Origin of the sequence: Sphingobium sp. LSP13-1-1.1 (genome assembly GCF_040676415.1) — a bacterium.
Taxonomy (GTDB): Bacteria; Pseudomonadota; Alphaproteobacteria; order Sphingomonadales; family Sphingomonadaceae; genus Sphingobium.
In genome coordinates, this window is the sequence record NZ_JBEGHU010000004.1 from 33,730 (window position 1) to 46,473 (window position 12,744).

The 12,744-nt window shown below is 63.7% G+C and carries 15 protein-coding genes; 9 read left to right on the forward strand and 6 right to left on the reverse strand.

The genetic code is table 11. The features are described 5' to 3' along the window. The first annotated feature begins 133 nt into the window (after nucleotides 1-133). From MRBLSP13_RS04315 to MRBLSP13_RS04330, 4 genes are all read left to right on the forward strand, one after another. Nucleotides 134-1,129, forward strand: a complete 996-nt coding sequence (locus tag MRBLSP13_RS04315) for an NAD-dependent epimerase/dehydratase family protein (RefSeq protein WP_363740006.1) — start codon at nucleotides 134-136, stop codon at nucleotides 1,127-1,129. Between the two features lie 310 nt (nucleotides 1,130-1,439). Beyond that, on the forward strand, nucleotides 1,440-2,447 hold the full coding sequence (locus MRBLSP13_RS04320) for a KpsF/GutQ family sugar-phosphate isomerase (RefSeq protein ID WP_363740005.1): 1,008 nt from the start codon (nucleotides 1,440-1,442) through the stop codon (nucleotides 2,445-2,447). 208 nt (nucleotides 2,448-2,655) lie between these two features. Beyond that, nucleotides 2,656-3,477 (forward strand): 3-deoxy-manno-octulosonate cytidylyltransferase, encoded by an 822-nt coding sequence (gene kdsB, locus MRBLSP13_RS04325; RefSeq protein WP_363752945.1) that lies wholly within the window; start codon nucleotides 2,656-2,658, stop codon nucleotides 3,475-3,477. Nucleotides 3,478-3,480: 3 nt separating this feature from the next. Beyond that, complete coding sequence (locus MRBLSP13_RS04330) at nucleotides 3,481-4,071, forward strand: histidine phosphatase family protein (RefSeq protein ID WP_363740003.1); 591 nt, start codon at nucleotides 3,481-3,483, stop codon at nucleotides 4,069-4,071. A 132-nt stretch (nucleotides 4,072-4,203) separates the two neighbouring features. Here MRBLSP13_RS04330 and MRBLSP13_RS04335 read toward each other — a convergent pair whose 3' ends face one another. The 3 genes from MRBLSP13_RS04335 to MRBLSP13_RS04345 are packed head-to-tail and all read right to left on the reverse strand — an operon-like array spanning nucleotide 4,204 to nucleotide 6,043. Further along, a complete protein-coding gene (locus MRBLSP13_RS04335; RefSeq protein WP_133653863.1) occupies nucleotides 4,204-4,767 on the reverse strand; it encodes an LptA/OstA family protein in 564 nt (187 codons plus the stop codon). After that, nucleotides 4,767-5,414 (reverse strand): LPS export ABC transporter periplasmic protein LptC, encoded by a 648-nt coding sequence (locus tag MRBLSP13_RS04340; protein WP_133653862.1) that lies wholly within the window; start codon nucleotides 5,412-5,414, stop codon nucleotides 4,767-4,769. Before MRBLSP13_RS04340 ends, MRBLSP13_RS04335 begins: the two co-directional genes overlap by 1 nt. 11 nt (nucleotides 5,415-5,425) lie before the next feature. After that, nucleotides 5,426-6,043 (reverse strand): ribonuclease D, encoded by a 618-nt coding sequence (locus tag MRBLSP13_RS04345; protein ID WP_133653861.1) that lies wholly within the window; start codon nucleotides 6,041-6,043, stop codon nucleotides 5,426-5,428. Between the two features lie 247 nt (nucleotides 6,044-6,290). On the opposite strand from MRBLSP13_RS04345, the gene MRBLSP13_RS04350 reads away from it, so the two are divergent. From MRBLSP13_RS04350 to MRBLSP13_RS04365, 4 genes are all read left to right on the forward strand, one after another. Further along, nucleotides 6,291-7,130 (forward strand): cold-shock protein, encoded by an 840-nt coding sequence (locus tag MRBLSP13_RS04350; protein ID WP_363752949.1) that lies wholly within the window; start codon nucleotides 6,291-6,293, stop codon nucleotides 7,128-7,130. Between the two features lie 245 nt (nucleotides 7,131-7,375). Continuing rightward, the gene (locus tag MRBLSP13_RS04355; RefSeq protein ID WP_363752952.1) at nucleotides 7,376-7,903 is read left to right on the forward strand and encodes a hypothetical protein; all 528 of its coding nucleotides are present in this window, start codon (nucleotides 7,376-7,378) and stop codon (nucleotides 7,901-7,903) included. Continuing rightward, nucleotides 7,887-8,303 (forward strand): helix-turn-helix domain-containing protein, encoded by a 417-nt coding sequence (locus MRBLSP13_RS04360; RefSeq protein WP_363752955.1) that lies wholly within the window; start codon nucleotides 7,887-7,889, stop codon nucleotides 8,301-8,303. The genes MRBLSP13_RS04355 and MRBLSP13_RS04360 overlap by 17 nt, the downstream gene beginning before the upstream one ends. 2 nt (nucleotides 8,304-8,305) lie before the next feature. Then, nucleotides 8,306-8,686 carry a hypothetical protein gene (locus MRBLSP13_RS04365; protein WP_363752958.1) on the forward strand — a complete coding sequence of 127 codons (381 nt, stop codon included), beginning with the start codon at nucleotides 8,306-8,308 and terminating at the stop codon, nucleotides 8,684-8,686. Nucleotides 8,687-8,745: 59 nt separating this feature from the next. On the opposite strand, the gene MRBLSP13_RS04370 is transcribed toward MRBLSP13_RS04365, so the two are convergent. Beyond that, nucleotides 8,746-10,161, reverse strand: a complete 1,416-nt coding sequence (locus MRBLSP13_RS04370) for a helix-turn-helix domain-containing protein (RefSeq protein WP_363752961.1) — start codon at nucleotides 10,159-10,161, stop codon at nucleotides 8,746-8,748. 123 nt (nucleotides 10,162-10,284) lie between these two features. On the opposite strand from MRBLSP13_RS04370, the gene MRBLSP13_RS04375 reads away from it, so the two are divergent. Beyond that, complete coding sequence (locus tag MRBLSP13_RS04375; RefSeq protein WP_166666390.1) at nucleotides 10,285-10,452, forward strand: hypothetical protein; 168 nt, start codon at nucleotides 10,285-10,287, stop codon at nucleotides 10,450-10,452. Between the two features lie 61 nt (nucleotides 10,453-10,513). Here the strand turns inward: MRBLSP13_RS04375 and MRBLSP13_RS04380 are convergent, their stop codons facing one another. Together MRBLSP13_RS04380 and MRBLSP13_RS04385 are read right to left on the reverse strand one after the other, a co-directional pair. After that, nucleotides 10,514-11,515 (reverse strand): inorganic phosphate transporter, encoded by a 1,002-nt coding sequence (locus tag MRBLSP13_RS04380; RefSeq protein ID WP_363739988.1) that lies wholly within the window; start codon nucleotides 11,513-11,515, stop codon nucleotides 10,514-10,516. 31 nt (nucleotides 11,516-11,546) lie between these two features. Then, nucleotides 11,547-12,662, reverse strand: a complete 1,116-nt coding sequence (locus MRBLSP13_RS04385) for a DUF47 family protein (protein WP_363739986.1) — start codon at nucleotides 12,660-12,662, stop codon at nucleotides 11,547-11,549. Nucleotides 12,663-12,744: the final 82 nt, after the last annotated feature.

Here is a 12,744-nt window from a genome sequence, read left to right on the forward strand (position 1 = left end):
GCATCACAGGCCAGCATCACAGGCCAGCAATTTTAGCCACTATCACGAACCTTATGGGGAAAGCCCTTTACATCGCTTCCCGGATTGTCTGTGAAAGACTCCGACGCCAGGCAAGGACAGGAACCCGCAACCCATGACAATCCTCGTGACCGGCGCGGCCGGCTTCATCGGCATGGCCGTTGCGGACCGTCTGCTCGCACAGGGCCGGGCGGTCTTCGGCATCGACAATATGAACGACTATTATCCGGTTTCGCTCAAGCGTGACCGGATCGCCGCCCTGCAGGAGCGTCACGGCCGCCTGTTCACCTTCGCGGAGCTGGACTTTGCCGACATGGACGCGCTCCAGGTCGCGCTGCACGACCATCCCGTCGATGCGATCATCCATCTGGGCGCACAGGCGGGCGTGCGCTATTCGCTGATCAACCCCCATGCCTATGTCCGCTCCAACCTGGCGGGCCATGTCAACATGCTGGAGGTGGCGCGGGAACGGCGGGTGCGGCACCTGGTCTACGCCTCCTCCTCCTCGGTCTATGGCGGCAATGACACGCTGCCCTTCCGGGTGGAGGACCGGGCCGATCATCCCGTCTCGCTCTATGCCGCGACCAAGCGGGCGGATGAATTGATGAGCGAGACCTACGCCCATCTCTTCCGCATTCCCATGACCGGCCTGCGCTTCTTCACCGTCTACGGCCCCTGGGGCCGCCCCGACATGGCGATGTGGATCTTCACCTCCAGGATCCTGTCGGGCCAGCCGATTCCCGTCTTCAACCATGGCCGGATGCAGCGCGACTTCACCTATATCGACGACATCGTCAGCGGCGTGGTCGGCTGCCTCGACCACGCGCCGGAGGATGACGGCGCGGCCAAGGCGGGGGGAAGCCGCTCGCCGCACCGGCTCTACAATATCGGCAACAACCGGCCGGAGGAGCTGATGCACCTCATCTCGGTCCTGGAGGATGCCTGCGGACGAAAGGCGGAGGTTGATTTTCAGCCGATGCAGCCCGGCGATGTTCCGGCGACCTTCGCCGATATCAGCGCAATCGCGCAGGACATCGGCTTTGCGCCGACCACCGGCATCGAAGTGGGGGTTCCCCGCTTCGTCGACTGGTATCGCGCCTATCATGGCTGATCATGGCGCAATGCAGCAGGGCGCGCCATAACTGCCTGCCGATCAAAAGGTTCCTCCATCCACCGAATAATTTGGCAACTCGTCGCTTTTCCATCCATTGTGGAGTTAATGGCGCGCAAATCATCATTCGCGCTTGCGAAATCGTTTGCCAATATTAGGGGAAGGAGCCTATTCCCGCAGCCGGGTACCGGTCATTCCGGATCGGTCGGGTCGCGAATGAGGTAGGACGGGACACCTTGGGAGGGTGGATCGTCACCGCTGTCGTCAGTCGGGAAAAGCCGGCGATGATGGCGGAAAAAAGGGCTTACGCGTGTCGACAGTAACGAAGATCGTGCCATTTGGCTCAGGCGGGCGCATTGCTGAAACAGCGCGCCGTACATTATCCATCGCTGCCGAAGGGCTGAGCGCCCTGGAAAACCAGTTCGACGACCGGGAATTTTCCGCGACCTTCCTGCGAATGGTCGGCGTGATCATGAGCGTGCGCGGCCGCCTGATCGTCACGGGCATGGGAAAGAGCGGCATCGTCGCGCGCAAGATGACCGCGACGCTGACCTCCACCGGCACGCCCGCCATCTTCCTGCATCCTGCCGATGCGGGTCATGGCGACCTTGGCATGGTTACGCCGGACGATGTCGTGCTGATGCTGTCCCATTCCGGCGAGTCCAACGAACTCGGCCCGATCATCCAATATTGCAAGCGGTTCGCGATCCCGCTGCTGGGCATGACGGCGCGTCCGCACAGCACCGTTGCGGCGTCGTCGGACATCTGCATGCTGATGCCCGACGTGAAGGAGGCCTGCCCCAATTCGCTGGCGCCCACCACCTCCACCACGATCCAGATGGCGTTCGGCGACGCGCTCGCCATCGCGCTCATGGAAATGCGCGGCTTCTCGGCGGACGATTTCCATAAATTCCACCCCAATGGCCGGCTCGGCGCGCAACTTGTGAAGGTGCGCGAACTCATGGCGTCCGGGCAAAACGTGCCTCGGGTGGAGGAGGACGCCTCCCTGCTCGACGCCACCATCGAAATGACCCGCGCCCGCCTGGGCGGCACGGCGGTCGTCACTGCCCAGGGCGAACTGATCGGCGCCTTCACCGATGGCGACCTGCGCCGCACCGTCACCGGCACCCGTCACATGAATGAGCCGGTGGGCCGTTACATGACGGTTCAGCCCGTCTCGGTCGGCCCGGAAGAACTGGCTTCCGAAGCGCTCCGCCAGATGCACGACCATAATATCACGCTGCTCTTCGTCTGCGAAAAGGGCCGTCTGGTCGGCGCCCTCCACATGCACGACCTGCTCCACGCGGGCGTCGCCTGACCAGCACCGGTGCCCCGGAAACGACCGCGTGCCCGCTCAGGCAAGGGCCTGGTTTCGCCTTCAAGCGGGTGCGCCGGCTTGCTCGAAGCGCCGGGGCGACTTCCGGTCCGATCGGACCAGATCGCCGCTCCGGGTTGCTGCTTTTCCCCAACTTCTCGACCAGGGATCGGCTCGGATCCTTTGGAAACCGATCCAGCTATTTGAACCGATGACCATTTCCACGCTTGTCGTCATTCCCGCCCGCGCCGGCTCGTCCCGCCTGCCGCGCAAGCCGCTGCGCCTCATTGCCGGCCGCACGCTGTTGCACCGGACCATCGCCATGGCCCGGGCCGCCACGGCTGACCTTCCGGACACCCAATTGCTCGTCGCCACCGATGACCAGGAAATCGCGGCCCACGCCCGCGCCGCGGGTTGCGACGCCGTCCTGACGGACAGCGCCATCGCCACCGGCTCCGGCCGCGCCCTGGCCGCCGCCCGCCAGTGCGAAACGCCGCCCCGCTTCATCGTCAATCTTCAGGGCGACAGCCCCTTCCAGCCGGAAGGCGCGCTGCGCGCCGTCATCGCCGCGCTGGAGGCGGGGGCAGCAGTCGCCACCCCGGTCATCGCACTCGACTGGCCTGCGCTCGATGCCCTGCGCGATCACAAGACGCGCTCGCCCTTCAGCGGCACCACCTGCGCCCGCGCGCCCGACGGCCGTGCCCTCTGGTTCTCGAAAACCATCATCCCCGCCATCCGCGATGAGCAGGCCCTGCGCCAAAGCCAGCCGCTTTCCCCGGTCTGGCGCCATGTCGGCCTCTATGGCTACACGCTCGACGCGCTGACTCGCTTCGAAGCCGCGCCCCCCACGGCGCTCGAAAATCTCGAGGGGCTCGAACAGCTTCGCCTCCTCGAACTGGGCATCCCCGTCACGACCGTCCCAGTATCCCCGCCGCTCTTCGACAGCTCCGGCATCGACACCGAAGCCGACATCGCCCGCGTGGAGGCGCTCATCGCGACCCACGGCGATCCGGTTCCTCCCCTGGCGTCCTGATCCTTGCGCCGCATCTTCATCATCCGCCACGGCAACACCTTCGAAAGCAGCGCCGATGCCCGGCGCATCGGCGCGCGCACCGACATTCCGCTGGTGGAAAGCGGCCACGCCCAGGCCGCCCGCCTCGGCGCCTGGTTCGCGGCCCAGGCTTTCCCGATCCGCCGCCTCCACAGCAGCCCGCTGCTCCGCGCCCGGCAAACCGCCGCCAGCATCGCCGCCGCCACCGGCCACGCCATGGACGGCCCGCTCCTTTGGCTCAACGAGATCGACCACGGCCCCGACGAAGGCCAGGCCGAAGCGCAGGTTCTCGCGCGACTGGGCGCCGAAGCCCTCGCTGCCTGGGACGAACAGGGCATCCCGCCCCGGGACTGGACCGTGGATGCGCCATCCCGCCTGACCGCCTGGAAACACTGGTTCGCGCAGGAAGGGGAGGGCGCTGACCTCCTCGTCACCAGCAACGGCGCCGCCCGCTTCGCGCTCCTGGCGCTGGGCCTGCCGCTCGCCAGCCTGAAGCTCCGCACCGGCGCCTTTGGAGAGCTGGCGATCGACGAAGCCGGCGTCCCCCAACTCATCCAATGGGACAACCGCCCCTAGGACGGATCGACACCATGAGTGGAAACGCTCTGGATTCCTTGTTTTCCGCGATTTCTTAACCAGCGATCGGTTCCGATCGCTTGGAAATCGCTCCAGGGAAACGTCATTTTCAGCGGAGGACCCGCAGATCCGTCACTCTTTCCGCTGCGGCACCGTGAACGTGCCCGACACGCGCCCGCCCGACGCCCCGCCGGAAACGCCCGAACCGCCACCACCCGCAGCCCGCCCGTCCACGGTCGATCGCCCGCTGGTCAGGTCGATCACCAGCCGCCCGCCGGTCAGCCGGTTCGTCCCCTGCGTCAGCGACACATTGCCCAGCATGGTGATCAGCTTGCTGTTGAGGTCGTAGATCGCGACATTGCCCTTCGCCGTCTGGTCCGCCTTGCGCACCACGACATTGCCGGACGCATCGATCCGGTCGATCTCCACCCCGTTGGCGCCGGCCGCATTTCCCGGCTGGTTCCGGTAAGCCACCGTCATCCGCGCCGCATTCAGCGTCATGCCGGCCTGCGTCACCTCGACATTGCCGGACACCACGACGCGGTCGGCGCGGTCCTGCACCTCGATCCTGTCGGCGGTGAAGTTGACCGGCGCATTGCTGTCATGGTTCCTCAACACCTGGGCATCCGCCCCCGCATAAAGGAGGCCCGCCGCGCCCAGCGTACCCAGCGACAGCAGAAGAAGGGGCTTTCTCATCACCTTTGCCCTTTGAGACCATTTTGTTCGATACGCAAGCTCGCCCGCCCGTTCAGCGTCACCGTCCGCGCGTTGAGGTCGGCCTCCAGATGGTCGCCGCTGAACGTCCCGATCGGTATCCGCCCGTCGACCCGCCCCGCGCTCTGCATCCGCCGCGTCGTGAGGTCCACGCCCACGTCCCGCGTGGTCAGGCGGTATCCGCCCTCCGACTGGAACTGCACCGGCCCGTCAATGGCGACCCGCTCGGTATCCATGTCGTACCGCCCCTTCTGCGCCCGCAGCAGCGCCTGCCCGTCGGACAGCAATATCCGCGCCGACATGTCGTTGAGGTCGACGATCGGCTCGCGCGAACTCTTCTGCACCGCCGACCCGGCCCGCAGGGAAAAGGGCTGCCCCTTGCTGTCCTCCCCGCGATAGAGCGCCTCGGTCACGCGCATCCGCTCCTTCGCCACCTCGACCTTGTTCTTGTCGAGCACGAAGCTGACCTTGTCCCCCCCGGTAAAGGGCGCCGTCGCCAGCATCGCCGCCAGCACGCCCACCGACACCGGCAACCAGTTCTTGAGCAGCCCGACCAGCCGGTCATGGCTCCCCCCCGGCCGCGCCCAGTGCCGGCGCACATTGCGTTGCTGATCGGCCTGAATCGACATGGGTTCAGCCCTCACATATGCGCGAAGATGTCGATCTCCGGCCATCCCGCCAGGTCCAGCTCGGCCCGGTGCGGCAGGAAATCGAAACAGGCCTGCGCCAGTTCCATCCGCCCCTCGCGCACCAGCCTCTTGTCCAGCTCGGCCTTCAACGCATGCAGGTACCTGACGTCCGACGCCGCATAATCCTTCTGCGCGTCGGACAGCGCGGGCGCGCCCCAGTCGCTCGACTGCTGCTGCTTGCTGATCTCCTGCCCCAGCATCTCGCGCACCAGTTCCTTCAGGCCATGCCTGTCGGTATAGGTCCGCACCAGCCGCGACGCGATCTTGGTGCAATAGACGGGCGCTGCCACCACGCCCAGATAATGGCGGATCGCCGCAATGTCGAAACGCCCGAAATGATAGAGCTTCAGCCGCGCCGGATCGGCCAGCACCGCGCGCAGGTTCGGCGCGGCATAATCGCTGCCGGGCGAAAAGCGCACCAGATGCTCGTCGCCCTTCCCGTCGCTGATCTGCACCAGGCACAGCCGGTCGCGGGGCGTGATCAGCCCCATGGTTTCGGTGTCGACGGCGATCGGGCCGGGGGCCAGGACGCCCTCGGGCAGATCCTCTTCGTGGAAATATACGGTCATGATTCTTCCTCTATGGCCAAAGCGGCCGGTTCGCAATCGCCCCTTGGCGACCGGGAACGAAAGGCGCCCATTCCCTCCCGGACCGGCGAATTTGACGCCTTTTGCCAGCCTCAAAAATCATTCGCCTGTCCCTGAAAAGTTGATATAGTGATTCCCAAACCGCGTACTGGCGGTGGATTCTGCATGTCATTCGCCCGACATGTTTGTCCGGTTTAGTCTGGGGCGAAGCGAAAGTGACCAACAGGGCATGAGTTTTGATAGAGGTCGCCGCGGCGGGCGCGGCAAGGACAAGCGCGACGGTTTCGGCGACGACAGTTTCTATGGTGGTGATCGCGGCGGTTTTGGCGGTGGTTTCGATCGTGGTGGTTTCGGTGGTGATCGTGGCGGCTTCGGCGGTGGCGACCGCTTTGGTGGCGGCGGCGGCGGCGGCGGCGGCGGTTTCGGCGGTGATCGCGGCGGCTTCGGCGGCGGTGGTGGTCGCGGCGGCTTCGGCGGCGGCGGCGGTGGTGGTGGTTTCGGCGGCGGTGGCCGCGGCATGCCCGCCCAGGTCGTCGGCGAAGGCACCGGCGTCGTAAAATTCTTCAACGGTCAGAAGGGCTTTGGCTTCATCGTCCGTGACGATGGCGGCGAAGACGTGTTCGTCCACATCAGCGCCGTTGAGCAGGCGGGCCTGACCGGCCTCGCCGAAGGCCAGCCGCTCGGCTTCACCCTGGTGGATCGCGGCGGCAAGGTGTCGGCCACCGATCTCAAGATCGAGGGCGAACCGCTCCCCGTCACGGATCGTCCCCGCGAACCGCGCGAACCCCGCGCTGGTGGCTTCGGCGATCGTCCGGGCGGCGGCGACCGCGGCCCGCAGCGCCAGCTTACCGGCGAACGCGCCAGCGGCACGGTCAAGTTCTTCAACGCCATGAAGGGCTTCGGCTTCATCCAGCGCGACGACGGCCAGCCCGACGCGTTCGTTCATATCAGCGCCGTCGAGCGCGCCGGCATGAGCGCCCTGAATGAAGGTGATCGCCTCGACTTCGAACTGGAAGTCGACCGCCGCGGCAAATACGCGGCCGTCAACCTTCAGACGAAGGCCGACTAAAAACAGACCTGCCCGCATTCGGGAGAGGATAGAAGGGGTCGCCTGCCCGGCGGCCCCTTTTTGTTGGCTGGAATGCGTCGCCATCGTCAACATTCCGGTTTGATTCTCATCAAGATGGAGGGTGGATTGAAACGGCCTTCCTGTGGCTGAGCCCGTTGAAGGTTCGGGTGAGATAGCTGATTTTACCTTCAATGCTTTTAAAATGAGGATTGACCTACCCTGTTAATCCAGCGTTATTGACTTATATGTCAATTACTGTGCAGTTGAATGAATCGATAAAAAAAGGCTTGCTGCTGCCATTTATGCCGCGCAGTCGAAAGCCCGCGAAACGCTGCTTATTTATGACCAAAGATGCCGCTACAAAATATCAGGATGTGAATTCCGCCGTAAATTCGTTGGTGGGTAAGGGCTATGTGGATGCCGCGTTCGCCAAGTGGGTGCTGGGTGATCGTATCCACAATGATGGTACAAAAAGGAAACAAGGTCGATTTCTTAAGAAGCTCAGCGAGCCGCCGCCCGAAATATGGGAAATCCGGGTCACCGACCCTGTCCCTCAATGTCGGATATTGGGCCGTTTTGCTGCGCCGGACGTTCTGATCGTCACAGGCTTCTATACCCGGCCTGATCTCGGAAAAAAGGGATCGGCCGCCTGGACGTCTGCGATTAACGAATGCGTCGATGGTTGGCGGAAGCTTTTCAATGAGGCAGCGCCTTTCAGTGCCCTTAGCATTCATGGATATGTGACGGAGAATTGTGATGACATATCGCTCTGAACGTCGCGAGATGGAAGATTATGGTTTCGCACGGGTCCGTGACCTAGCCTTCGAAGCAGTTAGGAAATTGTGGCGGAAACGTGAGGCAGAGGGGTGGACCCAAGCGTATCTTGCCGAAAGGATGGGACGTGATCCGGCTTGGATTTCGCGCAAATTAAGCGCGCCTGGCAACTGGACCTTGCGCACTTTCGGCGCGTTTATAGAGGCGCTCGATGGCGAGGCTGAAATATTGCTGCACGATTTGAACGCTCCCAACCTCCTCGGGAGCAACTTCGATGCCTATCTTGCACTTGCCCTAGACGGGCAAAGCGCCAATTGGGTCAATTCGCCACCGCAAATAGCATCGGGCATTGAAACAGCGGCATCCAATTCAGCGCCTGTTCCTGCGATGATGGGTTGATCATGGCAACAACTGTAAGCAAATCGATCGGCTGTGATTTCATCCGGCAGGAAATGGGGGGGAAATTCACTCTTCTCGGGGTATACCCCAACAATTCCGTGCTGGTCACAGACCCAGATCTGCCAGTTCTATTGTCATTCTATATAGAAATTCTATCAGATGAAAATAGAACTGTTCCGATCGAGTTGCAGATCAGAAATCAATTTAATGTGGTTTTGAATAAGTCATCACTGAATTTGACGCTCAGCAGCAATTTCACTGCGCCGCTAACTTGGGGGCCGCTGACCATCAAAAGTCAACTACCTGGCTATATCAACTGCGGTTTTTGGATGGATGGCTTGTGGATTCACGCGATGACGATCAATATTCAGGTCAAAAAATAACACACTGCCCATATTGTCTCTGGCGCGCTTCATTGAAGCTTGAATGTAGCGCTTAGCCCTCAAACCCGCCGAAACGGAAACGGCGCCACCGTCCGCTCATAGCCATGCAAATCCAGCGCCCGCGTCACCGGCGGCAGGGCACGATCCGGACACCCCCGTCGCTCGCACAGATGGCAGGTCGGCCCCACCTGCGTCGCTGCGCCCTTCTCCAGGTCGATCCCGTCGGCATGCACGATCCGCGCCCCATGCTTCGCCTCGCAGCCAAGCGCGATCACGGACCGCCCCCGCGCACCGCCCTCCCTGGGCAGCCCCGCGGTCAGGCTGATGAAGCGCCGCCCGTCCATCGTCTCGATCAGTTGGGGGAGCACCGCATCCGGCGCCTGCGCCTCATGCGCGTCCCAGCGCGGGCAACTGCCCCCCAGCCGCGCAAAGGGCCACGCCTCCCCGTCGAAGCGCTTGGACATGATGCCCGCCCGGTCCACCTTCGCCATGAAGAAGGGCACGCCCCGCGCCCCCGTCCGCCCCAGGCTGGTCAGCCGATGGGCAAGCTGCTCCATCGACACGCCAAAGCGCGCCCGCAGCAGCGGCAGGTCGTGTCGGCTCTGCTCCGCCGCCTTGGCGAAACGGTCATAGGGCATGATCAGCGCCGCCGCCGCATAGTTGGTGAGCGCGATCCCCGCGAGCCGGCGGCTGTCCTCGTCCGGCGGCCCCGCCCGCGCCACCTGCGCGGCGATCCCGTCCGCCAGTTCCTGCGCGCAAAACTGGTAGGCGACCGCGAACAGCCGCCCCGAAGAGGCCAGCCGCTCGCTCAGCAACAGCCGCCGCCGGTGCATGTCATAATGGCGCAGCGTCCCCGCCAGCACATCCTCCCGCACGATCTGCACGGCCATGCCGTGCCGCTCCTTCAGCAGCGCCCGGATCCCCGCCTGCACGGCAGAGGGATCGTCGCCCAGCTCCCCCGCCAGCGACTCCGCCGCCGCGTCCAGTTCCGCGAAATGATTGCCCGCCCGCGCTATCGTCTCGCGCAGCCAGTCGATCGGCGCATGCAGCGGCGCCACGCTCCCCGGCGCCCCGGCCGATCCCGCCGCCACCTGCTCCGGCAACCGCCGCAAATCGCTGAGCGCCCGGTAAAAGCGCCCGATCGCCTCGCTCACCCCCGGATAATTCTCCGCGACCTCCAGCACTTCGTCCTTGGCGACGCCGATGTCGCGCACCAGCGCATCGGACAGGATCTCCCCCAGCGCGCTCGCGGCCCCTTCCTGCGTGCTGGCGACGAAATCGCGAATGTCGATGTCATAGACATTGGCCAGCCGCAGCAGCATCTGCGCCGTCAACGGCCGCTGGTTGCGCTCCAGATGGTTCAGGTAACTGGGCGATACCCCCAGCTCCTCCGCCATCCGTGTCTGATTGAGCCCCAATTCCCGCCGCAAAACCCGCAGCTTCGGCCCCAGATAGAGTTTCCGATCATCCGCCATACTGTCACTATGTCAAAAAATGACAATATGAACAAGTCACCGCATGACACCGCCTCACTAATCGCCCTTCATTGACCGACAGGTTCATGGTTTGATGCGTCATCCCAACGGAAAGGAAGCCCCATGGAAACGACCCAAGCACCACAGCCCGCCCGCTCCCGCGCGGTTTTCTCGCCGGAGGATTTCGGCCTGATCCGCACCGCCATCGCCCATTATCTGCGCGAGGTTCAGGACCAGCCGGAATCGGTCAAATACGCCAATCTCTACCACCGCCTCGGCCGGGTGGGCTGATCATTTCGAGGTTCAGGAGAGGGAAGGGCGCGGCGGAAAAACCGACCGCGCCCTTTTCCCGTCAGAAAAGCCGCGTCAGCCCGTAAAAGGCCGCGCCGATCGCCGCCGCCGCCGGCAGTGTCACCACCCAGGCGACGATGATGCTCGACGCCACGTTCCACCGGACCGCCGACAACCGCCGCGAAGCCCCCACGCCCACGATCGCGCCGGTGATGGTATGGGTCGTCGATACCGGCACGCCCAGATGCGTCGCCAGGAACAGCGTCAACGCCCCGCCCGTCTCCGCGCAAAATCCCTGCCCCGGCGTCAATCGCGTGATCTTCGATCCCATGGTGTGGACGATCTTCCATCCGCCCAGCAACGTCCCCATGCCCATCGCCGCCTGACAGCTCAACACCACCCAGAAGGGCACATGGAATCCGCCCGTCAGCATGCCTTGCGAATAGAGCAGCACCGCGATGATCCCCATCGTCTTCTGCGCGTCATTGCCGCCATGCCCCAGCGAATAGAGCGACGCCGACACAAGCTGCATCTTCCGGAACACCCGGTCCGCCCCCTGCGGCGTGAAGCGCCGGAAGATCCAGCTCACGATCAGCACCAGCAGCAATGCCAGGACCAGCCCGATCGCAGGCGACAGCACGATGGCGGCGCTGGTCTTGAACACCCCGCTCCATACCACTGCCGAAGCCCCGGCCTTGGCGGTCCCCGCGCCCAGCAATCCGCCGATCAGCGCATGACTGCTGGAGGAAGGGATGCCCAACCCCCAGGTGATGAGGTTCCAGGCGATCGCCCCCATCAGCGCGCCGAAAATCACGGCCGGATCGATGATGCTGGCATCGACAATGCCCTTGCCCACCGTCTCCGCCACATGCAGCCCGAAGAAGAGGAAGGCGATGAAATTGAAGAACGCCGCCCACGCGACCGCATATTGCGGTTTCAGGACCCGCGTCGATACGATGGTCGCGATCGAGTTGGCGGCGTCGTGCAGCCCGTTCAGGAAATCGAACAGCAGCGCGATGCCGATCAGCGCGACCAGCAGCGGAAAGGCGAGTTGGGCTTCCATATGTCTGCGGCTCTTGTCTTCTCTGGCCGGATCAGGCGTGGTCGATGACCAGGCCGGAAATCTCGTTGGCGACGTCCTCGAACCGATCCGTCACCTTCTCCAGATGGCTGTAGATTTCGTTTCCGACGACGAAATCCATCGGATTGCCCTGCCGCGCCTGATTGTAGAGCGCTTTCAGTCCCGCCTCATGCAGGATGTCGGCATGCCCCTCCAGCTTCACCAGCCGTTCGGTCAGGTCATGCAGCCGTGCCGAATTGAGGTTCAGTGAACGCAGCAGCGGCATCGTCTCCGCCGTGATCCGCGCGCATTCGACGATCAGCGCGCTCATGTCCTGCATCTGGGACGGAAATTCCGTCACCTCGAACAGCGCGATAGCCTTGGCCGTCTGGTTCATCTGGTCGATGGCGTCGTCCATCACCCCGATCAGTCCGGTGATGGCGCTGCGATCGAACGGCGTCACGAAGATGCGGCGCACATCCTGCAGCACTTCGCGGATGATGTCGTCCGCCTCATGCTCCCGGTCCGAAATCTCCTTGATATGGGCATCGATGTCCGGCCCGCCCTTCAGCAGCTTGGCGAGCGCATCAGCACCGGCGACCAGGGTCGCAGCATGATCCTCGAACTGCTCGAAAAAGCGCCCTTGCTTGGGCATCAGCGCGTGAAACCAGCGCAGCATTCCAGTCCTTTCGCTTTGCCATTCCTTGACCCGCAGCAACGTCCGCACGAACAGGCCCGGATCACGGGGTGGTTCGCGGAAAGCGGCGATGATGGATTGCAGATCGGGTTCGTCGACAGCCTTTGCAGCTTCGGCAACCGGGAACCATCGCAGTTCCCGCTGCCCTTGTTCGGGCCATTGCGACAACTGGCCCGTCACCGCAAGCGGGAAAACCTCGACAGTCGCCTCTTTCGTGTCGCCCCGCCGCCGCTTCTTGTCATAGCGATAGCGGCCGAGCGGCGCAGGGCAGGCAATGCCGTGAATGCCCGCCTCTTCATAGGCCTCTAGCTCGGCGGCGCGATGGCCGGCCATGCCCTTGATGCGATTGCCCTTGGGGATCACCCAGCGGCGGGTATCGCGCGAGGTGATCAACAGGATCCGCATCGACCCGTCAGGGCCGGTCGAATAGGGAAGGGCGGCGATCTGACGCATTCAGCCGCCCTTATACGCCCGCTGGCGCATCCGATCGAGTTTTGCCCACCCCTGGTCCATCCGCGCCTTGTAACGAAATCGT

Coding starts and splice junctions, on each gene's coding strand:
- MRBLSP13_RS04340 (WP_133653862.1), bottom strand. CDS start 5,414: ATGTCGATTCAGGCCGATCAGCAACGCAATGTGCGCCGGCACTGGGCG.
- MRBLSP13_RS04335 (WP_133653863.1), bottom strand. CDS start 4,767: ATGAGAAAGCCCCTTCTTCTGCTGTCGCTGGGTACGCTGGGCGCGGCG.
- MRBLSP13_RS04360 (WP_363752955.1), top strand. CDS start 7,887: ATGACATATCGCTCTGAACGTCGCGAGATGGAAGATTATGGTTTCGCA.
- MRBLSP13_RS04345 (WP_133653861.1), bottom strand. CDS start 6,043: ATGACCGTATATTTCCACGAAGAGGATCTGCCCGAGGGCGTCCTGGCC.
- MRBLSP13_RS04370 (WP_363752961.1), bottom strand. CDS start 10,161: ATGGCGGATGATCGGAAACTCTATCTGGGGCCGAAGCTGCGGGTTTTG.
- MRBLSP13_RS04315 (WP_363740006.1), top strand. CDS start 134: ATGACAATCCTCGTGACCGGCGCGGCCGGCTTCATCGGCATGGCCGTT.
- MRBLSP13_RS04365 (WP_363752958.1), top strand. CDS start 8,306: ATGGCAACAACTGTAAGCAAATCGATCGGCTGTGATTTCATCCGGCAG.
- MRBLSP13_RS04350 (WP_363752949.1), top strand. CDS start 6,291: ATGAGTTTTGATAGAGGTCGCCGCGGCGGGCGCGGCAAGGACAAGCGC.
- MRBLSP13_RS04380 (WP_363739988.1), bottom strand. CDS start 11,515: ATGGAAGCCCAACTCGCCTTTCCGCTGCTGGTCGCGCTGATCGGCATC.
- MRBLSP13_RS04385 (WP_363739986.1), bottom strand. CDS start 12,662: ATGCGTCAGATCGCCGCCCTTCCCTATTCGACCGGCCCTGACGGGTCG.
- kdsB (WP_363752945.1), top strand. CDS start 2,656: ATGACCATTTCCACGCTTGTCGTCATTCCCGCCCGCGCCGGCTCGTCC.
- MRBLSP13_RS04375 (WP_166666390.1), top strand. CDS start 10,285: ATGGAAACGACCCAAGCACCACAGCCCGCCCGCTCCCGCGCGGTTTTC.
- MRBLSP13_RS04355 (WP_363752952.1), top strand. CDS start 7,376: ATGTCAATTACTGTGCAGTTGAATGAATCGATAAAAAAAGGCTTGCTG.